The organism is Bradyrhizobium australiense (assembly GCF_013114825.1).
Taxonomy (GTDB): domain Bacteria; phylum Pseudomonadota; class Alphaproteobacteria; order Rhizobiales; family Xanthobacteraceae; genus Bradyrhizobium; species Bradyrhizobium australiense.
Window position 1 is genome coordinate 179,532 of the sequence record NZ_JAAVLX010000011.1, and the last position, 21,299, is coordinate 200,830.

At 58.8% G+C, this 21,299-nt stretch carries 18 protein-coding genes and 1 pseudogene; 8 read left to right on the forward strand and 11 right to left on the reverse strand.

The genetic code is table 11. The features are described 5' to 3' along the window. Positions 1-102 precede the first annotated feature (102 nt). From HCN58_RS29745 to HCN58_RS37545, 3 genes are all read left to right on the forward strand, one after another. Positions 103-1,236 carry an acyltransferase family protein gene (locus HCN58_RS29745; protein WP_171582913.1) on the forward strand — a complete coding sequence of 378 codons (1,134 nt, stop codon included), beginning with the start codon at positions 103-105 and terminating at the stop codon, positions 1,234-1,236. An 88-nt stretch (positions 1,237-1,324) separates the two neighbouring features. Further along, on the forward strand, positions 1,325-2,476 hold the full coding sequence (locus tag HCN58_RS29750) for an AGE family epimerase/isomerase (protein ID WP_171582914.1): 1,152 nt from the start codon (positions 1,325-1,327) through the stop codon (positions 2,474-2,476). 568 nt (positions 2,477-3,044) lie between these two features. After that, positions 3,045-3,593 (forward strand): cold-shock protein, encoded by a 549-nt coding sequence (locus HCN58_RS37545; protein ID WP_171582915.1) that lies wholly within the window; start codon positions 3,045-3,047, stop codon positions 3,591-3,593. A 461-nt stretch (positions 3,594-4,054) separates the two neighbouring features. On the opposite strand, the gene HCN58_RS29760 is transcribed toward HCN58_RS37545, so the two are convergent. Further along, positions 4,055-4,960, reverse strand: coding sequence for a hypothetical protein (locus tag HCN58_RS29760; protein WP_171582916.1), 906 nt, complete (start codon positions 4,958-4,960; stop codon positions 4,055-4,057). Between the two features lie 68 nt (positions 4,961-5,028). Further along, entirely contained in the window at positions 5,029-5,568 is a 540-nt protein-coding gene (locus HCN58_RS35365) for a hypothetical protein (protein WP_210266229.1), read from the reverse strand. A gap of 2,765 nt (positions 5,569-8,333) precedes the next feature. On the opposite strand from HCN58_RS35365, the gene HCN58_RS29770 reads away from it, so the two are divergent. Continuing rightward, positions 8,334-8,702 carry a DDE-type integrase/transposase/recombinase gene (locus tag HCN58_RS29770; RefSeq protein ID WP_171582917.1) on the forward strand — a complete coding sequence of 123 codons (369 nt, stop codon included), beginning with the start codon at positions 8,334-8,336 and terminating at the stop codon, positions 8,700-8,702. Positions 8,703-9,232: 530 nt separating this feature from the next. Here the strand turns inward: HCN58_RS29770 and HCN58_RS29775 are convergent. After that, positions 9,233-9,613 carry a hypothetical protein gene (locus tag HCN58_RS29775; protein ID WP_171582918.1) on the reverse strand — a complete coding sequence of 127 codons (381 nt, stop codon included), beginning with the start codon at positions 9,611-9,613 and terminating at the stop codon, positions 9,233-9,235. An 11-nt stretch (positions 9,614-9,624) separates the two neighbouring features. Between HCN58_RS29775 and HCN58_RS29780 the strand changes: the two genes are divergently transcribed. Then, entirely contained in the window at positions 9,625-10,779 is a 1,155-nt protein-coding gene (locus HCN58_RS29780; protein ID WP_171582919.1) for an epoxide hydrolase family protein, read from the forward strand. Positions 10,780-10,820: 41 nt separating this feature from the next. On the opposite strand, the gene HCN58_RS36240 is transcribed toward HCN58_RS29780, so the two are convergent. From HCN58_RS36240 to HCN58_RS29790, 3 genes and pseudogenes are all read right to left on the reverse strand, one after another. Continuing rightward, positions 10,821-11,276 (reverse strand): hypothetical protein, encoded by a 456-nt coding sequence (locus HCN58_RS36240; RefSeq protein WP_235984002.1) that lies wholly within the window; start codon positions 11,274-11,276, stop codon positions 10,821-10,823. A gap of 236 nt (positions 11,277-11,512) precedes the next feature. Next, positions 11,513-11,761 (reverse strand): annotated as a pseudogene (locus HCN58_RS37550) (GAF domain-containing protein); the annotation flags it as partial. A gap of 114 nt (positions 11,762-11,875) precedes the next feature. After that, complete coding sequence (locus tag HCN58_RS29790) at positions 11,876-12,670, reverse strand: class II aldolase/adducin family protein (RefSeq protein WP_171582920.1); 795 nt, start codon at positions 12,668-12,670, stop codon at positions 11,876-11,878. Here HCN58_RS29790 and HCN58_RS29795 point away from each other — a divergent pair. Both HCN58_RS29795 and HCN58_RS29800 read left to right on the forward strand, forming a co-directional pair. Continuing rightward, complete coding sequence (locus HCN58_RS29795) at positions 12,669-12,821, forward strand: hypothetical protein (RefSeq protein WP_171582921.1); 153 nt, start codon at positions 12,669-12,671, stop codon at positions 12,819-12,821. The genes HCN58_RS29790 and HCN58_RS29795 overlap by 2 nt on opposite strands. A 10-nt stretch (positions 12,822-12,831) precedes the next feature. Continuing rightward, positions 12,832-13,842 (forward strand): glutathione S-transferase N-terminal domain-containing protein, encoded by a 1,011-nt coding sequence (locus HCN58_RS29800; protein ID WP_171582922.1) that lies wholly within the window; start codon positions 12,832-12,834, stop codon positions 13,840-13,842. Positions 13,843-13,860: 18 nt separating this feature from the next. Here the strand turns inward: HCN58_RS29800 and HCN58_RS29805 are convergent, their stop codons facing one another. The 5 genes from HCN58_RS29805 to HCN58_RS29825 form a co-directional block, all read right to left on the reverse strand. After that, positions 13,861-14,490, reverse strand: coding sequence for a 2-hydroxychromene-2-carboxylate isomerase (locus HCN58_RS29805; protein WP_171582923.1), 630 nt, complete (start codon positions 14,488-14,490; stop codon positions 13,861-13,863). Between the two features lie 484 nt (positions 14,491-14,974). Continuing rightward, positions 14,975-16,477 carry a flavin-containing monooxygenase gene (locus tag HCN58_RS29810; protein ID WP_311966901.1) on the reverse strand — a complete coding sequence of 501 codons (1,503 nt, stop codon included), beginning with the start codon at positions 16,475-16,477 and terminating at the stop codon, positions 14,975-14,977. A gap of 453 nt (positions 16,478-16,930) precedes the next feature. After that, on the reverse strand, positions 16,931-17,704 hold the full coding sequence (locus HCN58_RS29815; RefSeq protein ID WP_171582924.1) for an SDR family NAD(P)-dependent oxidoreductase: 774 nt from the start codon (positions 17,702-17,704) through the stop codon (positions 16,931-16,933). Beyond that, positions 17,694-18,350, reverse strand: a complete 657-nt coding sequence (locus tag HCN58_RS29820; RefSeq protein WP_171582925.1) for a TetR/AcrR family transcriptional regulator — start codon at positions 18,348-18,350, stop codon at positions 17,694-17,696. The genes HCN58_RS29815 and HCN58_RS29820 overlap by 11 nt, the downstream gene beginning before the upstream one ends. Next, the gene (locus HCN58_RS29825; protein WP_171582926.1) at positions 18,347-19,843 is read right to left on the reverse strand and encodes an AMP-binding protein; all 1,497 of its coding nucleotides are present in this window, start codon (positions 19,841-19,843) and stop codon (positions 18,347-18,349) included. The genes HCN58_RS29820 and HCN58_RS29825 overlap by 4 nt, the downstream gene beginning before the upstream one ends. Positions 19,844-20,013: 170 nt before the next feature. On the opposite strand from HCN58_RS29825, the gene HCN58_RS29830 reads away from it, so the two are divergent. Further along, entirely contained in the window at positions 20,014-21,273 is a 1,260-nt protein-coding gene (locus HCN58_RS29830; RefSeq protein ID WP_171582927.1) for an ABC transporter substrate-binding protein, read from the forward strand. Positions 21,274-21,299 lie beyond the last annotated feature (26 nt).

A 21,299-nucleotide genomic window follows, 5' to 3' on the forward strand; every position in this document is an offset into this window, starting at 1 on the left:
GGGCGAGCAGGCAGAAGGCCGACTCGCTGAATGATCGACCAAAGTAATTCTGGGAAGAGCATTAGTAATTGCAGCAGGCTTCATTGTATTAGGAAGCGCATAATGAGTACCGATGTGTCTGCTAAGAGCAGGCCGGCTATTGATAGCCCCGAAAGAATCGAGCTTGTCCATGTTGGCCGTACGCTTCAAAGCCTGCAACATCTGCGCGTCGTCGCTGCTTCTTTCATCGTGCTCTATCATACAGAATTGCAGATCACGCGGTTGACGGACGGGATTCACCAGCACTCGCTGGGTTTTGGTGCCGCAGGCACAGACCTGTTCTTTGTTATCGGCGGCTTCATTCTGGTCTATACAAGCCACAATCGGAAAGACACGTTCGGTGCATTCTTGTACCGCCGCTTCGTTCGCATCGCTCCCCTCTACTGGCTATTCACGTCTCTCATGCTGGTCGTGCTTCTGATCGCACCTAGCCATCTGCTGACGACGAAGGGCGATTTTTGGCATTTTCTGCTCTCACTAGCTTTCATTCCGTATCCCCATCCGGTTCTTGGAATAGACCGACCCTTTCTGTTTCCGGGTTGGGTGCTAAACCATTTTGCATTCTTCTATCTTTTGTTTGGCTCACTGTTATTCTTGTCGACCGGAAAGCGCGTCTTTTGGGTGAGCGCCGTACTTTGTGCATTAGTGGTATTGAGGGCTTTGTTCGGAGACAAGAGTCACCTGCTGAATTTCTACGGTGCGACAGTGGCGCTGGATTTCGTGCTGGGAATGATCGTTGCTTGGCTATTTTTTGCAAGAAACGAGGCGCCGTGGGTCATCGTCGCAGTGTTTCTCGCCGGTGCGTCGATCTTTGTAGCAGGTGTTCTGCATAACGTTTCAGAGGGCGCCGAGCGGGCATTTTCTTGGGGTGTGGCCGACGCGGCATTGCTATTCGTATGTGTCTCTATCGAGAAGCAGTTGGGTTGGCCAGAATGTCGCTTTCTCAGCAAGCTGGGCGATGCATCCTATTCGGTGTTCGTGTCCCATTTGTTCACCCTTGCGTTGGTGACGAGCATTCTGCGCGGGCTTCGATTGTTCCCGGCACTCGGGGTGTCGGGCGCGAGAATCGTCTTCCTTGGAGCCGCCTGGGCGCTGGGGATGATGATCTACGCGGCGATCGAACGCCCCTTGATGCGGTACCTGGACCGACGGCGAAGACCGCGGGCGAAGGGATTGATTGTTGAAAAGGGACCTTAAATGGGTGGATCGCCCGACGCGGAGGACGCAAGAATCCTGTCGTCCCAAGGCTCGGGAAACGCGCCTGTGCAGCACAGTGGAGGATCGAATGAATAGCGGGCAAGCCGTCCAACACGCCTGCGATAGCGTCGATATTGTAAAAGAGCTGAAGGCTTTGATGATCAATCATGCCTTGCCCTTGTGGTGGCGCGAGGGGTGGGATGCATCCAGGGGCGGCTTTGTAGAGCGGCTCGATCATCAAGGGAATGCGGACTACGTCGCCCCTCGTCGGATTCGCGTACAAGCGCGCCAGATATATAGCTACGCCAAGGCCGCCCAGCTCGGCTGGTATCCCGAAGGTCGCAAGATCGCGATGGAGGGCCTTGAATATCTTCTCGCGAAAGCCAAGGGGCCTGATGGCCAGCCAGGCTTCGTGCACCTGATCGACCGGAACGGATCGACCATTAATCCGTTGCGGGATTCCTACGACCATGCATTCATTCTGTTGGCCCTGGCCACCGTTTACCAGTTGACGGGAGATGCGTCAGTTCAGGAGGAGATAAGATTGCTTTGGGAATTTCTTGATTCTCACCTGCGATCTCCGCATGGCGGATTTATTGAGGGAATCCCGCCTGCCTTGCCGCGCCGGCAAAACCCTCAAATGCATTTATTGGAGGCGATGATCGCGACGTTTGACGCCACGGGCGATGCTGTCTTTAAGAGTTGTGCTAGTGATCTTTTCAGAATCTTCGTAGCGAAATTGTATGATCGGCAGCGTCAGATTTTGGGAGAGTATTTTGAAGAGGATTGGCTGAAAATAGAGCCTAGCGTCGTTGAGCCGGGACATCAGGCGGAATGGGTGTGGCTGCTTAAAGGCTTCGAGCGGATAACGGGATGTCCGACAGGCGAGCATCGCTCTCAGTTACTCGCTTCGGCATTGCGTTATCGCGACGAGACGGGTTGTCTGCTTGACGAGGGCGATGCCGAGGGGAAGGTTCGAAAGTTCACTCGCCGGCTTTGGCCTCAGACGGAGATTGCCAAAGCCTGGATTGCACAAGCCGAAGCAGGAGAGCAGGGCGCAGCTGATCAAGCAATCGTAGCTCTTGCACGATTGGACAAGCATTACCTGCAACATTCGGTTCGCGGGGGCTGGTACGATCAATTTGATTGCGACAATCAGTTGCTGGTCGAGTCGATACCAGCTTCGTCTTTTTATCACGTCATCTGCGCCATCGCCGAAGCTAATCGAGTCTTGAGCTGACCTGTCTATCGGACAAGGAGCCACATGCCCCATAACATTCCCCCAGATGGATGTGCCGATCGCCGGGGCGAGGGCAATGGCTAGGGCGAAGAGTACGATTGGATTGCACACGCTCCAGCTAAAGCGACTGTGCCGTGCGCGCGGCTTGATCGGAGGTTCACTACCGCAGCGGACGCTGAATACCAGCATCGCCAGGTTCTGACATGAAGCGGCGCCTCCGAATTGATTGAAAGGCAACACATTAGATTTTGGGAGTTCCACCCTGGCGGGCGATCGCGTAACATCGTTGCACTCAGGCTATGGTTTACGATTGGTGACAATTAGGAAAAACATTAATAACTCAATTAGTTGGTTGGCGATGTCGAATTCGAATTTCTTGAAGTTCAGAATCCCACCGCGGTTCGGCGAGCGCAAAAGAGCGGAAGCGCGCTCGAATCGCCACGATCATGGACATCGTTTTTCAAGTGCGCCGGCATATCCGTTTCCGGCAGCATGCCTGCGAATTTCATTGCGCCTGGGGTTCTGCGGAAAGCAGCGCTGCTGCGCAAGTTGATTGGGGGCAGGGAGCATGGCTACGGGTTTCGTACGGTTATTTCATCCTGCGAAGCGCTACGGCTTCATCCAGCAAGAATCTGGAGGAGAGGACGTCTTCGTGCACGCTTCAACGGTGAGAATGGCAGGCCTTAAGAAGTTGCGGAAAGGTCAGAAAGTCTACTTTGAGATCTACGACAATCAAGGGAGGCCGGCGGCAAGGAATCTGCGTGTTCAAAAAGACGCGTTGGGGGAGCAGGATCGGTTTCAAGCTCTGGAGGAGCCAGCCCAAAAGGATCCGCCCTCTGGCTCGAGTCCTGCCGGCTCCAATCGATCGGGTGTGAGCCGCAAGAGGATTTCTCGCGCTGATTTGGAACAGGTGTTGGCTGAGGCTGTCAGGACCAGCCATTCGGAGTGCAAATCCTTCGTGGGCGTAATCGTCGAGAAAATTATTTCGAATTCACCTGGTGAAGCAGGTTGGGCTGTCAAAGGTGTAAGATATGGAAATGCCGACCGCACCAAGTGCTCTGCCGCGCTCTCGAATTGTCTGAATGAGCTGCAGCATGGGTACCAGCTCTTGGACTGAGCAGATACGAAAAAAGCGCCGTTAGCACACCTAGATCCGCAATCGGTCGCCTGGGGACCAGCACCGCTCAACCGGATTGGCCACTTCATCTTATGTGAATTGCGTCGGTCTATCCGACGGCAGTTGCGCCTCGCTCAGCTGCGTGATCTCCAATCTGCTGCCACCATGCGACGACTGCAGTACTGTCCCTGCGGCAAGGTTTCCTGTATTTAACTCAGCCCGCTTAATAGCGGGAATTGGTCTCGCCCATGAAATTCGAATTGCTTCAGATTTGGTACAGCCGGACCGAATAGATCCAGGTGCAGACTCGGGTTCTTCAGAACACCATGTTTGATCACGCTTGTGTAACCGTCCCCACCGCGTGGCGGGCGGAGTACCGGCCGGATGTGACATTTGAAGGTGAGCTCTGCTGACCGGCGGACAATCACTGCGCCAAGAGCGAGCGATGAGCAGCGCGATAGTCACTCATCGGACAGCCTGAACTCCCGCTGCATACGCTCGAGGATAGTTTTCAATGCCTTATTGACGGCCGTTCGGTCAGATCTGCCGAACTTGACCCCCCGCAGCGTCCAGTTTGGATCAAAGGGTGATTTCGGTTTCACGTGCTGGACGACCACGCCAACGAATTCCGCGCAACTCGGCCCGGCCCTCTTTGCCGCTTCTGCGATCGCTAGTTCGAGCTTAGGTGCAGTAATTCGAACTTGATCCGATCGCGTTTTCTTCAGCATCGCATCCGTCACGTCGACCACTGGTGCACAGGATTGAACCGACCCTCTAAACCAAGATGGACTCTTGACTGCATCCGCAATTCCAATTGGCTGAGCCGGCCGGCAAATAATTTCGAATGCTGGCTCAATAGGCACTGGCTGCTTAGATGCGCTGCCCTGTGAACTCACTTCGGTTGGCCTTTGCGTAAACTGCTGGGCCTCTAGCATGACTTGATCGATGATCTCCAAACTCTTGGCGATCACGTCGTTCAGTGCTGTAGCAGGTTTCTCGACGGAAGGACCATGCTTCTTGCCGCCATGCAGCTGCGATCGGCCTGGTTGCGCGACCCTACGATGCGCCCGCAGTGCACGAACGTGAAAGGGACTCTTGCGGGGCGCGCAGCTTGATTCTGACCTCCCTGTAGGGTCTCTCGTGGGCAGCTGCCTGAATTTTATCGAACGACCTAAGTTGGCATTGGAGAGCTTCTTGACCTTTTTCGACAGAAGCTGTGCTCGGGAGGGCCGATTCTTGCTTGCCACAAGCATGTCGTCGACGGATCGTGGGGGAAATTTCTGAAAAGCGCTTTTTTCTCCGCCCTTCGGCCGAGCCGCTGTCGACGAGCCAGATCGCATTTTTGAGAGCGTCAAAAAATTGCGCATCAGTCGGTGTCTGGCGGGGGAGCGGACTCGAACTCGGGAAGTTGGCATGGTGAGCTCCGGCAGAATGATCAAAGAACCGCGGATGCACCTGCAGTGGTGAGCACGACCGCATCATCACGCGTTTCGACAAGGTCTAACTCGATCAGTGCGCGCAAATCTTCCGGACTGATGGGCGATAGCTTTGCGCGGTTGCTCTTGATGTCCCTCAGCACCCACCGAAGTGCAATCGCTCGATCTCGATTTTCGGGGGCAGTGTGGATGTGTGGCTCTAGAATTGCCGTTAGAAGGTTCGATTTTGATCCGTCATTCTGAGCCTCCGGACTCGCCGCGAGTGCTTCTGGCGCAGCAGAGGGAATGCCGGACATATTGTCCGAAGGTACGACTTCGCAAGATGGGCGTTGTATAGGTTCTCCAGCGGCGACGGGAGTGTTTCGTGAATTGGCAATACTGTCGTTTGGATGCCCTTCCAGCTTGGTTGAAGCCGCGGGTTCGGGTTCAAGGATTGAGAGCAACCATTCGAGAGAAGGTCCGCGGTCGTGATCGCTCGGTTTGGCTTTCAAACCTTGGGCTTTTTGGATGGTCCAATTAATCAAGCCGACAACTTCCATGCCCACTTCCTCCCTGGCTTGCTCGGCCGCGCAGAGCGCTACACCGCCAGCCCGCATAGGTTCAACAAGGCCGCGGATGTATTCCGGAACAGCAACGGCGTTCGATGTGGAAGTGCCTTTGAATTTCGGCGGCCACATCAAGCAAGGCATCGTAAGACCGAAACCCGTCCGTTCGACCTCAGTCTTGCAGTAAAAGGTGCCCAGCTCGCCAAAGCGGTTGATTCATTGGGCTAATAGTTTGTAGGCCCGTGCGGCGATCAATCTTCGGCATTAAATCATACTCCAGGCGATTTAAAAAGTTATTTGATTGGATTTAGAGAGTGCCTCGCTATTAATAAATCAGCTTTCTTCTGAGGCAGCCCAAGTCGGGTCTGATAGGAGGAGTGCATTGAAAGGTATCTTAGCGCTTGGGGAATGTTCGATTTGAAATGTAGTGGGACGTGGCCACACTGCGGTTTTCGGAGTGGACGCATGCGTTCTTCGACGCAATCCTATATGCGCCGGTCTGGGTCCTCTCGAGATGCCGATATTGCGATCGCCTGTGAGCTGTCAGGTGGGTGCCATCGGCTCTGCGCCGCACTCGATCGCCCGAGTCATCCTTAGACTCACCGGTCCCCGCCCAGTAGACTCCATTTAGACAACTGTTCGCGAGTTTAACCGTTGGACCCTCTTTGCGGGGCGGCAACTCCATGCTGAATGCTGAATGCTGATGTTGAGAAACAAATTGCGCGAAAACTCAACAGCTATAACCGGTCAGTGTTGCTCCATTGCCTCATAGAGATCATGCCGGTCGGACTGAGCGAGGTTGCGCAGGTCTCCAAGTGTTCCGCGTGGAGCTCCACAATGACGACATCTGACCTGGGTAGAGGACGGGGCATTCTCCACATAATCCAGGATGATTCCGAGCGCGTTGCAATTGACGCAGATCAGCTGAAAGGCGGGATGGATGGGCATTCGCGCACTCATTGTAAGACAAAGTCGCCAAATGGAGTACAATCCCATGGGATCCTGCTTGGAAACACCATTGTGTCGATGATGACGCACAAATACTACGCCGCCAACGATCGTCGCGAATTAACTTAACCGATCAACCTTACCGTGAACTCCGCCTTGTATCCACGCGGTGCCTAATGCGTTGTGAAGCTGGCCCCATGGCTGAAGTGGCGAAGCGGCTCACCGCGGCGCTCCACATGCGGGTAGAAATCCAGGCGGAGCTTCAATCGACTTAACAAAACCGCGCCGGCGGGAGCATGCCACAGATCTCTGCTGGGTGAGCAACCAACTCCGCTGGGGGCTTAGATTGAATCGGCTGGCCTCCCTTTTCGAACGTTTGTCTTCGATCAGATGACAATCAAGGGCACCTGATCACGAACACTCCACTTCCGAACGTATTCCCGTGCGGGCTTAAACCTCGTTCGAAGCGGGGTCACGCAACAGCTCGTAGGCTGCATTGAAGGTATTGTCGATCTGCCATTCTGTAGCCTCTGCTGGCAGCGCGCGGACGATCTTGTGGTCCTCATTACACAGGTTGCACTGGCTTAGTACCCGTCAAAATGTCTCCTTCACCCGAGGGGCGGCAATCGACTAGCGCGGCATATTGTACCGCAAGAGAGCCCGTTCAGTAGCGAGCCACCTATGAATATCCCCATACTGCCGCTCCAGCAGCTACCAGGACGCAGCGAGGATTGTCGCAGAACTAACCGCCGCAACTGCAAACCCTAGTACCGTGGCTACCCTACCTCGTGATGGTCAAATCCCGCGAACATAGGAGCTATCCCACATCCGAAACCAACGTGCTCTTTCGTGGAGTGTAGCAACAAAAAGACCGCACGCGGTAGTCGCCGTAAATCTGGAACAAAGCCGCTTGAGCTCCCGTTGTTAATTCAGCCAAAGGGAGCCTGAGATGCGTTTTCCTCGTTCACTCATATTGGCCGCCTGTATCGCCTCACTCCCGTTCGGAACGGCCTGGGGCCAGGGTGCGGCCGCAGGTGGAAGTGCCGGCGCCACAGGTTCCGGCGCTGCCGGTGCAGGTGCGGCCGGGGCTGGCGGGGGACGTGGCGGAGTGGGCACATCGGCTGTTTCGGGCGGAGCAGCCGTCGGAGGCGGTGCCCCAGCCGGACCGGTCGGGGGCGGGACACCCGCTGGGGCGGTCGGTGGAGGAGCCCCGGCTAACAACCCTGCTACGAACAGCGCTGCCGCACCTCCAGGACCAGGACCTAATCCAGGGTACAATCCGGCGATTGCAAACTCACCTGCGGCCAATCCGCCAACCACGGGTGGTGTGATCGGGGGCTTCACGGGGGTTGGCAATCCGCCCGGCACCAACAGCAATGATGTTTCCGGCCAAGCGGGCTCTCCACCGGTCACAGGCCAGACCCAGCCCTCGACCGCCCCAGCTGGAGTTCGCGGCGTGGCCGAGAGCCCGCCAGCTCCGGCTACCGGACTGGTGACGCCTGCAGCGGACGGAGTTTCCACGAAGGTCGTTCCCGCTAAGCCGTGCAGCACGGCCGCTCGCGAAACGGATGGTACAACGACTTGTGTGGGTATCCCGAGCAAACGGCGATAGGCGGTGTGGCCCCACCGCGCAGGCGGCGCTGATGTCGGCGGACCGGGCTTCGAAGTCGCACGGCTGCGCCGGGAGAAGGAACGGCTCCGCATATCTGGCAGATCCATCAGGACAGCAGCCGGCGCTCTGGCAGTCCCCGGGTCCATGCTGCTCTGCGGCACAGAGAACTGGGCCCAGCCGTGACCGGATCGAGCGACTGATGCGCCGGCATGGCATTCGGGCGATCATGCCGTCGCCAGGTCGGGTCCGCAGCACCGACAGTCTGGTCGCGCGCGACTTCACCGCCGCAGTCCCGAACCGGGTTTGGCTTGCCGATATCACCTACATCCCGACGGCGGAGGGCAGGCTGCACCTGGCTGCGGTCATGGACCTCTTCAGCCGCAAGATCGTCGGTTGGGCGATGCGGGATCAGATGTTGGTCGAACTCGCCTCCTCCGCGCTGACCGTGGCAAGCCAACAGCAGCAACGGCCACAGGCCGGATTGATTCATCATTCCGATTGCGGCGTGCACTACGCCGCGCCTGTCTACCGTGCGGCCCTGCAGCCGCCGACCTCACCGCATCGATGAGCCGCAAGGCAGACTGCCCAGTCCACATTCTCGGGGGAAGACCACCTGGCCAGCCGCACAAATGATATCGCAGTAAGCGAGCTTATGGAGGCGAAAGCTCTCAGTAGCGTACTGAGATTGCGCTTGGCGCCTCTGTTCTCGCTTCGCATGTCGCAATAGGTCCATAACGGTACAGGTGGCGGCGAAAGAATGGCTCCCAATTTGCGACGGGATAAATATAGGGTCCGACAGGGGAAGGCAGCACGGGTCCGCAAACAACAGCAATGGTGGCGTAGTCGCTGCGAACATGCCGAGCCTCGGCAGAATTAACCAGCGCTATACTAGTCGCGCAAAGCGCCGTTGCACACAAACTCAAACGAAGACTTCGCATTGTTTTCTCCTACTTCTTCGACACGCCGGTTCACGATAGCCGTATTGTTTTAGGTGCCGCAAGCCATGTATTGGTATCGGATCATGCTCGCTTGGCCGCCAAGCCGAAGGCTGCGACTGCCCAAGCCATCATCTTCCTAGATGAACGGAGTTGTTGACCCCTAAACATGGCTATCGGTGAGGCGAAAACGATTAGCTGAGCAGAACAGTATGAGGCAGTTCTCGGCGAATTGGTCTATTGCCGCTAATCGGCTGTGAAGCAGGCTTGGCAAGGAGACTTCGACCGGCCAGCTCGTGGCAAAGCACTTTTTTGAATTTTGCGCATCGGTGACCCCGCGGTTCTGGCCAGCGCGGCCAAGCTGCTCTGCGCCAGATGGATACCGCGACCGGAAACTATCGAAATGCATGCGGGAGGAAGACGAGCGTCGAAAGCGGCAAAAAGGAGAAGAAAAGAATACTGTCGAGCAAGCCCCGAAGGTTGCTTTCAGGGCGTGGCATCCTCCATGTGTCTTGATATTGCCGGCAGGCGCCTGGTAAAACATCGTCAATCCCTATGGCCGCTGAAATCAAACCCTGTCGCATTTCCATCGCCGACGATGTTCTCGACGATCTCAAACTGCGGCTGCGCAACACGCGCTGGCCGGAGGCCGAACTGGTCGACGACTGGAGCCAGGGCGCGCCGCTGAAGTGGATCAAGGATATCTGCCGCTACTGGGCCGAAGAGTACGACTGGCGCCAGCGCGAAGCGCGGCTCAATCGCTTTGCGCAGTTCACCACCGAGATCGATGGACTCGACATTCATTTTCTGCATCTCCGTTCGCCGCATCCGGACGCGATGCCGCTGATCGTCACGCATGGCTGGCCGGGCTCGGTCGTCGAGTTTCACAAGGTAATCGAGCCGTTGACCGATCCGGCCGCGCACGGCGGCAACGCTGCCGACGCGTTTCATGTCGTTTGCCCGTCGCTGCCGGGCTTCGGATTTTCAGAGAAGCCGAAAACGACCGGCTGGGGCGTCGATCGCATTGCATCGAGCTGGGCGGTGCTGATGGATCGTCTCGGATACGCGCGATACGGCGCGCAGGGCGGCGATTGGGGATCGGCAATCACCACCGCGCTCGGCGCGCAAGACCCCGAACATTGTGCCGGCATCCACATCACGCTTGCAATGTCGATCCGCCCCAATGTGGAAGGCGAACCGACGCCTGAGGAAGCGCGCGCGTTGAAGGGCATCCAGTATTACGCCGACTGGGACTCCGGCTATTCCAAGCAGCAGTCGACCCGACCGCAGACGCTTGGTTACGCCTTGACGGATTCGCCGAGCGGGCAGGCGGCATGGATCCTGGAAAAATTCTGGGCGTGGACCGACTGCGACGGACACCCCGAAAACATCCTCGGCCGCGACGAACTGCTCGACAATGTCATGCTGTACTGGGTCACCGCCACGGCTGCTTCATCGGCGCGCTTGTACTGGGAAAGCTTTGGGCCGAAGCGCCGCATGGCTCACAAAGTAACGGTGCCGACCGGCGTTGCCGCCTTTCCCAAGGAGATCGTCACGCCGGTGCGAAAGTGGATGGAAGCGAGCTACACGAATATCCAGCACTGGAGCGAAATGCCAAAGGGCGGTCACTTCGCGGCTTTCGAGCAGCCGGAGCTGTTCGTGCGGGAGGTGCGGGAGTTTTTCCGAACGTTGCGAAAGGCCTCGGCTTGATGAATTCTCCCGCATGCGGCGGTCTGAGTTCAAACGTGCCTTCAGAGATACCAGGCCAAGACGGCCTTGAGCAGCGTGTTGTCGATCACGGGAAGAACGACGATCTGGTTCATGCAGGCTGCGTGCGCCAATTGCGCCGCAATCGAATCATCGACCTTCAGATATTCGTTGATGGCAGGCATGCCCGTCGCCCAGCCGCCGCCGATGCTGCCTTCGCCCTTGCGTATCGTCTTCGACGCATAAAGCGAGGCCAGATCGGCATTCTTGCTGCAATCGCCGGACTGAAACACCAGTTCCGTTCGCGAGTGATCCGGCACCCAGATCTCAAAACGTCTGGCGATCGGCGTTGCCTGCGCGGACAGGAAGGTCATGACCCAGGTCTGATTCGGCGGAGTCGTATAGGGAATGCCGACGCCGCAATTGATTCCGATTTCGCTCGCTTCCTCCCTACGGAGGAAACTTCTGGCGTTGTGCAGGTCCTTGACAATGAGCGGCATGCCCGCCTTCCAGGCACGGCCGGGCGAGCCGAACCCGCGTGGGAATTTTGTATGCCGTGAATTGAATTCGAACATGTCGGTGGTGCCGTATATCCATCGACGAGGCCCATCTCGTAGGATTTCTCGGGATCGTTGTGCCAGAGCTCGATCGCGCCGACGTGCTTTTCGTCGGCGCCGCAAAACAGCACCATCACGGCCATCAGGAATTCGCCGGCAAAAACCGGCAGCGCCACGCCGCAGGTCAATCCGGCTTCGATCGCCTCGTCCGTGCGCTTGAAATAGGAATTTGCAAATTCGGTGAGGATGACCGGATGGCCGGAGGCCCAGGCTTTGCCGGGCAGCCCTTCGTCAAAGGCGAACAGCGCGTTCTCGCTGACAGCCTTGAACTCCGAATACTCGTCGCTGCAAAGGCAGCCACCGAATTCCAGGCGCGAGCGGGTACGGTCGGGCACCCACAATTCAACGACGCGAATGAATCTCTTCATCGGCACGCACCTGTCGCTACGCCGATATCAGCATCGGCGATTTAGCGACGATATGTGCGATCAAATTACAGGCAGGCTGCGCCAAAGTTGACGCGCGGGGCCAGCCGGCGAAGCCTAGTTCCGATAAGACGGATCGGTGCGATCCAGCTTGCGCAGCAGCGCCGGCCAGGCGAGGTCGCCGTTGCGGGAAGCGCGACCCGGCTTCGGCAGCATCCGCTCATAGGTGTCTTCGAGAATGTTCTGCGGCGGATAGATCAGCTTGGTATTGCAGGACAGCGCCATGACCTGCACCTGGCAGGCACGCTCAAGCCGGAACAATGCGTTGAACGCTGCCGGCACAGTACGACCGACGACGAGCAGGCCGTGGTTGCGCAGGATCATGGCTTTATTGTCGCCGAGGTCTCTCACCAGCCGCTCGCGCTCATCGACATTGTCGGCGATGCCTTCGAAATCGTGATAGGCGATGTGGAGAAAGCGCATCGAGGTCTGCGCCAGCGGCAGCAATCCGCATTCCATCGCCGAGACGGCCATGCCCGCCGGTGTATGCGTATGCGCCACACAGTCGATATCGTGTTTGGCCATGTGGATGGCGCTGTGAATGACGAAGCCGGCGACGTTGACGTCATAGTCGGACGCGTTGAACAGCGTGTTGCCTTCGACATCGACCTTGATCAGGCTGGACGCGTCGATTTCCTCGTAGAGCATTCCGTACGGGTTGATCAGGAACTGGTCAGTTGTCCCCGGCACGCGGCAGGAGATGTGGTTGGCGATCATTTCGGTCATGCTATACATTGCCGTAAGACGGTAGCAGGCCGCGAGATCGACCCGTGCCTGCCATTCCTCCGCGCTCACCTGCTCGCGGACTGATTTGACGACCTTGACGGCGGGGGAGCTGACGGGAGGATTCATGGCGTTTCTCCGCGGAAAGGAATTATCAGGCCCGCTGACTCCGATCATTGGCCGGCAGGATAGCTGCATTTCGCTGTGCGGCAAGGCGAACACCGCAGGCGTTATTGCAGGTCTGGCGGGTGAAAATCGAATACGCTATGGCAGCAGATGAGGTGAGTGCCATGACCGAAGGACGCTACCGGCTGATCGGCTCGACCGCGTCGCCCTACGCCATCAAACTGCGCGCGCTGCTGCGCTATCGCAGAATTCCGTTTGACTGGGTCATCATGACCAAAGCGCTCCGCAAGGCGACCGAGCATTTGCGTCCTAACCTGATTCCGGTACTGCAATATCCTGATGGTACCTACCGCGGCGAGACCACGACGCTGGCTTATGACCTGGAGAGCCGTCACAAGGGCCGGTCCGTAATTCCCGGTGACCGAGCTGTCGCATTCGTGTGCGATCTCCTGGAAGACCTCGCCGACGAATGGACGGTGAAGTCGCTGTTTCTCTATCGCTGGTGGGATCCGGAAGATCAAGCCTATGTCTCGCGCTGGGCGGGCGAGGAGTGGTCGGTGTCGGAGGCCGAGGCCGGCAGTTCGGAGGAGATCGAGCAATTCCGGCAGCGGCAGATTTCGCGCATGGTCATTCTCGGCGCCACCGCGGAAAACAAGCCGCTCTTGGAAGAGAGCTACCTGCGGATATTGGCGGCGTTCGAGCCGCATGTCGGCATGACCAATTATCTGTTCGGCAGCAGGCCCTCGCTCGCCGACTTTGCCTGGTTCGGGCAGCTTAGCGAAATGGCGACGGACCCTACGCCGATGCGGATCATCCGCGCGAAGGCGCCATTCACCGATCACTGGGTACGGCGGTTGGACGATGCCTCCGGCGTGGAGGGGAAATGGTATCCGCGCGAACGGGCGCTCGGCGGCATGGCCGAGGCGTTACTGAAGATCGCCGGCGAGCTTTATCTGCCATTCCTGGTCGCTAACGCCGAGGCCTTCGCAAAAGGACTTGAACGGCTGGAGATGAACGTTTGGGGCCTACCGTATGTGCTCGCGCCATTCAAATATCAGGTGAAGTGCCTGCAGCAGCTTCGCGACAAGTTCGCGGCGTTGGATGAGCAAAACAGGACAGCGTTGCGGTCGCTGCTTGAACGCACCGGGTGTTGGCAGTACTTGGCCAGCGGCTAGGCACACAAGCAGTTGCGTTCATGTCCGATGCCGACTGCCCAGCGCTGTCGCAATCGATTCCGGATTCTGGATGCGCTCGATCAGCATGTCGATGCGATCGCCGCCCCAGAATAATTCGCCGTTGAAGACCATGGTCGGCACGCCGAACACCCCGAGCGCTTCCGCCTCGTCGATGATGCGGTCGTGTTCTGCCCGCGCGGGGCCGTGGACGTAGGCTTCGAATTCTTCTGACGACCCGCCGATCGACGCGATCACGCCGGAAATCTCCGACAGCTCGTCGATTTCAAGATCGTGGCTCCAGAACCGTCGGAACACCGTATCGTGATAGGGGCGGAACAGACCATGACGTTGGGCGAACAGCATGCCGGCGCTGGAATAGAACGCATCATAGATGCGCCGCGGCCCCTTCATGACGAGGCCTTGCGCGTTGGCATAGCGGCGCGCGTCCATATAGGCGTAGCGCACCTTGCGCCAGAAATGCGGCGTGCGCTCCTCTACCGTTCCCATGAACTCGGGAATGCGCAGCGTGTAGGGCAGCCATTCGAGTTCGACGCCGTAAATCTGCTCGAGCTCGAACAGGCGTTTGTTGGCGACGAACGCATAGGGGCTTTTGTAATCGGTGTAGATTCTTACGCGCGGTCTATCCATGGCTTGTCCTTTTCGATCGGATCAGTATCCGCGATCCGAACCGAGCATGGAACCACGTGACGCGGCTTTGACGTTCCAAAAACGAATGGGCCCCGGTGCATTTGAGCATCGCGGGGCCCTACATCTTCGTTATAGGCGAAGGATTTCTGGTAGACACCAGTATGGTCTCAGGATCCGGCGTGCGCGTGGCCTTTGCGCTCCAGTCCTGCGGATAGGTTCGAATTGTTGAAGGCGCAATGAGGCTGGCAGCTGCTTATGACCTCGACCGCGCCTGGACCTTGCGCTGAGCAAGGTCACCGGTCTGACCCGGTGGCGTCATGCTCCTCTCCAAGAGTTGGCCAACGGACGATATGTCCGCTTCCGCTGCGTGTCGTCTCGATCATATAACCGGGGCGCCAATGCCTGCGAAATGGGGAGCCCATACTCCGCGACTCCGGCAGGTGCAGCATGCGAAATGCTGCGGCAGATGGAGCCAGGTGTCAAGTTACACATACACCGGGTTCCCTCGAACATTGGTCTGGGCCTTCGTGTGGCGGTAATGCTGTAAATCAGGATCGTGGGTCATCGCCCAGTAATCCACGAACCGCCACGGCATCGCCGAAAACACCCGGCCCTGGCTGTTGCGGTAATAGGTGGTCATGCCTGGGTGAGTCCAAATCAACTGCGCATGCTCGGCATCAACTTGTCTGACGTATTCATCGTGCGGTTCCGGGCGAACGTCGATCGCAGCGATGCCTTGCTCGATCATTTCAACAAGGCAAGCCGAGATGTAGCGGCTCTGGCATTCCGACTGGAAGATCACGCTGCCGCCATGCGCGGGACCTGAATTGGGCCCGAGCATCACGAAGAGATTGGGAAAGTCGGGCACCGTGAGGCCGAGATAGGCGGTCGGATTGTCGTTGGCCCAGGCCGTCTTCAGATTTTTTCCCTCGCGGCCTGTGATGTTAAGGCGGGCGGCCATTTCGGTGACCTTGAAGCCGGTCGAGATGACGACGATATCCGCGGGCCGCAATTTTCCATCGGAGGCCACGATGCCATCCTGCGCGAAATGGTCGATGCTGTCAGTGACCAGTTCGACATTCGGCTTGGTCAGGGTCTTGAACCAGTTGTTGTCGAGCAGGATGCGCTTGCCATAGGGCGGATAGGTCGGCACGCATTTTTCGATCAGGTCTGGGCGGTCCTTCAATTCCGAGAGGATGAAATTGGTCAGCTCCTCGCGATGCCTGTCATTGCCCTTGTTGACGGCCCGCTCGGGATGCGGCCAGTCCGGATCCTTGCGCAGGAACGGCAGCAGGCCGTCGCCATAGCGCCAGAACATATTGAAACGGTACCACTGCACGTAAAACGGCAGGTTCGCGAGCAGCCAACGCGCGCCCTCGGTGATGGGATCGGAGTAGCCCGCGACGGGGCGCGCCCATTGCGCGGTCCGCTGATAGACGGTGACCGAGGCAACGCGGTCCGCGATCGACGGCACCAGTTGCATGGCAGTCGCGCCGGTGCCGATCACGGCGACGCGCTTGCCGTCGAGCTTGATGTCGTCGGACCACAAAGCGGAGTGCAGCATCACTCCCTTGAAATCTTCCTCGCCCCTGAAGTGCGCCGGGTGGGGGTCGTTGAGCTGACCGATCGCGCTGACCAGCGTGGTCGATTCAAATATCTCTTCGCCATTGGCGGTCTTCAGCGTCGATATCCAGCGTCGCTTGCTCTCGTCCCAGCGCGCCGATGTCAGCTCGGTGTTGAGGCGGAGATGCTTCCGGATGTCGTATTCGAGCGCGACTTTCTTGAGATAGTCGAGCAATTCCTGGCGCTGGGCGAAATAGCGCGTCCATGGATTGCGCGGGCCGAATGAGAACGAGTACGAATGGTTGGGCGTATCGACGCCGCAGCCGGGATAGCGGTTGACGTACCAGGTGCCGCCGAGCTCGTCGTTCTTCTCGACGATAGTGTAGGGAATGCCGAGCCGGCCAAGAGCGACGCCGAGCGCAATGGCGCAAACACCGGCCGACGATCAGCACATGCTGCTGCGCCAGCTTTTCATCCGATGGCGGTTTGGTCCAGCGCGCCTCCCGGGGGATGAAGCCCATCTCCTCGCGCATCAGCGGCGCATATTCCGGCGAGACATTCTCGCCGAGCGTCGCGCGCATCATCTTCAGCATCAGCTCATTGCCGGGATCGGTGACAACAGGCTTGGGTTCGCCGTTGGCGAAGAGCTTCAGCACCGCGGAGCGGATCTCGGCCTGGACTTCCGGCGGTACCCCGGCTTGGGGATCGGGGATCAAACGGACGTCGCGCTTGGGCTTGTAAGGCGGTTCCAGCCAGCGCTCGTCGCCGGTCATGTGAACCAGCACCATCAGCAGGACGCGAATATCGCCCTCGGCGATGGCCGATGACAAATCGAGTTTCTTGCGCGGCAGCTCGATATTCATGCTGATGTCCTCGTTTACGCGCCTGGTGCTTCGGGCATGCCGCCATAGGCCGCCCAGGTGGTGCCGGCGATATAGCCGGCGTCGACGGGCAAGTTGATTCCGGTGACGCCGCTGCTCAGCGGCGAAAGCAGCCACGCGATGGCATGCGCCACCTCGATCGGCTCGACCAGCCGGTTCATCGCGGTCGGGCTTTCCAGCCATTTCTTGTTCAACGCACCCGAGGCGATACCGGCTTCCAGTGCCGCCGTGCGGGTGAAGCCGGGCGAGACTGCATTGACGCGGACGCCGCTGCGCCCCCATTCGGCCGCCAGCGTCTGCGTGATCTGAATGACGCCGGCTTTCGCAGCCGTATAGGCGTGGATCGGGCCCGAGGTCATGCCGGCAACGGAGGCGACATTGACGATCGCTCCATGCCGGCGCTCCGCCATCTTCACGCCGACGCTCCGGGTGACCAGAAAAGTGCCGCGCAGGTCGATATTGATCTCGCGGTCCCATTGATCCATCCGTACGCGTTCGATTTTGTGCATCTTGCCAAAAACGCCTGCCGCATTGACTAGCCCTGTGATCGGGCCATGCGCCGCTTCGATATCGGCGATGCTGCTGACAACAGCGCTTTCGCTCGCGACATCGAACGGCGCGGGCCACAAGATGGTTTGCGTTTCCGCGAGCGGTTCGGGCGCGATATCGACAATAACGACCTTCTGGCCCTGTCCGGCTAGAAGCCTTGCGGTCGCGGCGCCAATGCCGCGGCTGCCGCCGGTCACGAGAACGGTGCCTTCAGCGGTCATGGCCGTTGCCTTTATCCGGTGTGAACAGACCGCGCGTGACCAGTTTTCGGTAGGCGGAGATGACATGGTCGGGCGCCGCCGTTACCGCGCCGCCGGTGTACGAGTAACGCCGGCTCAGATAGCCGCGCGCACCCATGAACATGTGAACAATGGCTTCGAACTCCTCGTCGCTGAAATCCACGATGGCGCCGGCCGTGCGGGCGCGCTGGAGAATGCGCACATAGGCGGTCGCGATATTATCGAGATGCTTCTGGTAGCCGACCGGCGCGAAATACTCGGCCTCGTTGAGGATGCGCAGAAACTCCGGCACCTCGCGGATGAAATCGAAGAAGGCGCTAAAGCGCTCGATCTCCTGCCTTGCGGCATCTGCGGTCCCCGTGCGTTCGCGGATGAAATGAACCATATCGATGCCGATCTTCGGCAGTAATTGATCGAGCAATTCCTGGCGGTTTTCAAAGTGATTGTAGAACGTGCCTTGGGCAACGCCGGCTTCCTCGGTGATGCGGGCGACGGAAGCCTCGGCGTAACCGTGCTTGCCGACGATCTTAGTCGCAGCATCGAATAATCTGCGCTTGGTCCAGGCGTTGCGCTCGACGCGGTTGAGCTTTGCCACTTTGCCGGATGCGGCGTGCGATGATTGCGTCATTGTTGAGATTCCAGTTCGGCGCGCAGCACGCGCTTGAGAACCTTGCCGGAAGGGTTGCGTGGCAGGCTGTCGCGGATGATGAGTTGCTTCGGTACCTTGAAGCCGGCGAGCCGCGCGCGGCAGTGATTGGTGAGATCAGGCAAGTCCAGCGTTGCGCCATTGCCCAGCACCACGACCGCCACCGGCCTTTCGCCCCAGCGCTCGTCCGGCATTCCGACGACGGCGACCTCGCGCACCTGCGGCAGTTCGTAGATGACGCGCTCCACCTCCGAGGAGGCGATGTTCTCGCCGCCTGAGATGATCATGTCCTTCTTGCGGTCGGTCAGATAGAGAAAGCCGTCTTCGTCGAGATAGCCGACGTCGCCGGTGCGGAACCAATCGCCGAAGAACGCGGCGGCGGTCTTTGCCGGATCCTTCCAATAGCCTTGTGTGACCTTCCGTCCGCGCAGGCAGATTTCGCCGTTCTGGCCTGATGGCAGCCGGTTGCCCGCGTGATCGCGGATTTCAATTTCAACGTGCGCGATGGCGCGGCCGGTCGAGCCGATCTTTTCGATCTCGCGGCCGGCTTCCATAAAAGTGTCACCGCCGCAGGTCTCCGTCAGCCCATACGCATCGATGTAGCGGGCGTTTTTGAAATAGTCGGAAAAGGCGCGAATGCGCGCTTCCGGCGTCTTCTCCCCGCCGCCGATCGCCCAGCGCAGGCTCGAGACGTCGTAGCGTTCGCGGGTGGGGCAGGTGAGAATCGCGGTCGTCATGACAGGCGCAAACCAGGCGGCGTTGAGCTTCTCGGCTTCGATGGCGGCGAGCGCCTGCTCGGGTTCGAAATTGCGGTGGATGGAAAGCAGGCCGCCATGCCAGAGCACAGCGATCCCGGGCAAATCGAGCGCGCCGACATGATAGAGCGGACCGACCACCAACAAGCGCGTTTCCGCGCTCAATCCTAGAGCCAACGTCTGATCGGCCGACTTCCAGTACATGTTCTCGTAAGTGAGCATCACGCCCTTGGGGCGATCCGTGGTGCCTGACGTGTACATCAGCCGCATCAGGTCGCGCGGCTGCCTGACCTGCATCGGGACGGGCGCGATGTTGGGCGCGAGCCGTGTGAGTGTGGATTGCGCTGACTCGTCGAGCAGCACCACGGGCGCGCCACCTGCGGCAATGCCTGCGAGTTCTTCGTCCGCAATCAGGATGCGCGCTCCGGAATTGCCGACGATGTAGCCGACTTCGTCTGCGGACAGGCGATAATTGATCGGCAGAAAGACCGCGCCGATATGGCTGGTTGCGAACACCAGTTCGAGAAACGCCGTGCTGTTCTTCATCAGCACCGCAACGACGTTTCCAGGGCCGATATCGCGCGCGGCAAGCCAGCCGCCGACCCGGCGGATGCGCTCATCGAATTCGGCGTAGGAGACATTCTCGCCGCGATATTTCAGCGCACAGCGGTCCGGCGTTCGCCGGGCGTGGAATGCGATAAAGCTGGAAAGGTTGATCATTTTCAGCTCGAACGGCCGGTTGCCGGGGTCGTTTCTCCAAAGATGAATTATGACTCGTAATTCATATTTGGCTTGACGTCACCCCCTTTGCTCTGAAATCCTCAGGCCATACGGAGACGACACGATCTCCGCGAGGGATTTGGGAACGCCAACCCCATAGGGAGGAAACAATGACGAGAACCCGCAAACCGGGCGTAAGCCGACGTGCGACGTTGGCGATGATGGGCGCCGGTGCCCTAACATTCGCGTCACCCTGGTTGGCGCGCGCGCAAGCCAAGACTATCAAGATCGGCATGCCGACCATTCTCTCCGGGCGCGTCGCGCAGCTCGGAACATCGTCGCGCAATGCGGTGATGCTGGAGATCGAAAAGGTCAACGCTGCGGGCGGTCTGGCCGGACGCCAGATCGAAATGGTGATCCGCGATTCAAAGGGACAGCCGCAGGAAGCCGCCCGCGTCGCGCGCGAGCTCGTCAATACAGATGGATGCGAAATCCTGATCGATGCGGAAGCGTCGTCGGGTGCATTCGCGGTGCATGAAGTGGCGCGCGACCTCGGCGTGCTCTGCCTTCATACCAATTCGGAAACCTCGGCGCTATCAGCCGATCCCAAGCAGCACATTCCCAATGCGTTCCGCACGGCGCGCCAGGGCGTCCATGACTCGATCGTCGGCGGCAGCTATGCCGCGGCGATTGCGAAAGCCAAGGGTCTGAAGAAGTGGGCGACCTGTTCGCCCGATTACGCCTATGGCCGCGATACCACCGGGGAATTCGTGACGTATCTGAAGCGCTTCGCGCCCGACATCGAAATCATCAGCGAGTCCTGGCCAAAGCTGTTCCAGCCTGATTATACCGAAGTCGTGACAAAGATCCTGCAGGCCAAGCCGCAAGCGCTGTATTCCTGCCTCTGGGGCGGCGACCTCACATCCTATATCGATCAGGCCAATATCTACGCGCTGTTCAGCCAAATGGAGGTTTTTGCGGTTAACATGGCCGACTACACCGCGCTGACGGTAGTGAAGAACCTGCCGAAGGGCATTCATTCCGGCAACCGCTACATCAAGACCTATCCCGCAACGCCGGAGAATGCCGCCTGGGGCGATGCCTACAAGGCGAAGTACAACGAATATCCCACTAACTGGTCTTGGGAGAATGCGACGGCGATCATGCTGCTCGCCGAAGCGTCGAAGAAGGCGAATTCCGCCGACGGCAAGAAGATCGCGGAAGCGATGCGCGGCCTCAAGATTAAGTCGCCGTTCGGCGCCGACGGCACCGTCACCATGCGCGCCGAGGACCAAACGCTCGTCGGCTATGCGATCGGCTGGGGAACGACGATCCCGCAGGAGCCCTATGTGCCGCAGGTCCAGGCGGGCGACTGGAAGACGATCTTCGAACTCGAAGCCGAGTGGAAGAAGAGCAAGGGCTACACCTGATTGACGGCCAAGGCGGAGGGGGCGCA

Excerpts from the sequence above, each read along its gene's own strand:
- HCN58_RS29745 (WP_171582913.1), top strand. The coding sequence starts at position 103 with ATGAGTACCGATGTGTCTGCTAAGAGCAGGCCGGCTATTGATAGCCCC.
- HCN58_RS29750 (WP_171582914.1), top strand. The coding sequence starts at position 1,325 with ATGAATAGCGGGCAAGCCGTCCAACACGCCTGCGATAGCGTCGATATT.
- HCN58_RS37545 (WP_171582915.1), top strand. The coding sequence starts at position 3,045 with ATGGCTACGGGTTTCGTACGGTTATTTCATCCTGCGAAGCGCTACGGC.
- HCN58_RS29760 (WP_171582916.1), bottom strand. The coding sequence starts at position 4,960 with ATGCGCAATTTTTTGACGCTCTCAAAAATGCGATCTGGCTCGTCGACA.
- HCN58_RS35365 (WP_210266229.1), bottom strand. The coding sequence starts at position 5,568 with ATGGAAGTTGTCGGCTTGATTAATTGGACCATCCAAAAAGCCCAAGGT.
- HCN58_RS29770 (WP_171582917.1), top strand. The coding sequence starts at position 8,334 with ATGCGCCGGCATGGCATTCGGGCGATCATGCCGTCGCCAGGTCGGGTC.
- HCN58_RS29775 (WP_171582918.1), bottom strand. The coding sequence starts at position 9,613 with ATGTTTTACCAGGCGCCTGCCGGCAATATCAAGACACATGGAGGATGC.
- HCN58_RS29780 (WP_171582919.1), top strand. The coding sequence starts at position 9,625 with ATGGCCGCTGAAATCAAACCCTGTCGCATTTCCATCGCCGACGATGTT.
- HCN58_RS36240 (WP_235984002.1), bottom strand. The coding sequence starts at position 11,276 with ATGCCGCTCATTGTCAAGGACCTGCACAACGCCAGAAGTTTCCTCCGT.
- HCN58_RS29795 (WP_171582921.1), top strand. The coding sequence starts at position 12,669 with ATGGCGTTTCTCCGCGGAAAGGAATTATCAGGCCCGCTGACTCCGATC.
- HCN58_RS29790 (WP_171582920.1), bottom strand. The coding sequence starts at position 12,670 with ATGAATCCTCCCGTCAGCTCCCCCGCCGTCAAGGTCGTCAAATCAGTC.
- HCN58_RS29800 (WP_171582922.1), top strand. The coding sequence starts at position 12,832 with ATGACCGAAGGACGCTACCGGCTGATCGGCTCGACCGCGTCGCCCTAC.
- HCN58_RS29805 (WP_171582923.1), bottom strand. The coding sequence starts at position 14,490 with ATGGATAGACCGCGCGTAAGAATCTACACCGATTACAAAAGCCCCTAT.
- HCN58_RS29815 (WP_171582924.1), bottom strand. The coding sequence starts at position 17,704 with ATGACCGCTGAAGGCACCGTTCTCGTGACCGGCGGCAGCCGCGGCATT.
- HCN58_RS29820 (WP_171582925.1), bottom strand. The coding sequence starts at position 18,350 with ATGACGCAATCATCGCACGCCGCATCCGGCAAAGTGGCAAAGCTCAAC.
- HCN58_RS29825 (WP_171582926.1), bottom strand. The coding sequence starts at position 19,843 with ATGATCAACCTTTCCAGCTTTATCGCATTCCACGCCCGGCGAACGCCG.
- HCN58_RS29830 (WP_171582927.1), top strand. The coding sequence starts at position 20,014 with ATGACGAGAACCCGCAAACCGGGCGTAAGCCGACGTGCGACGTTGGCG.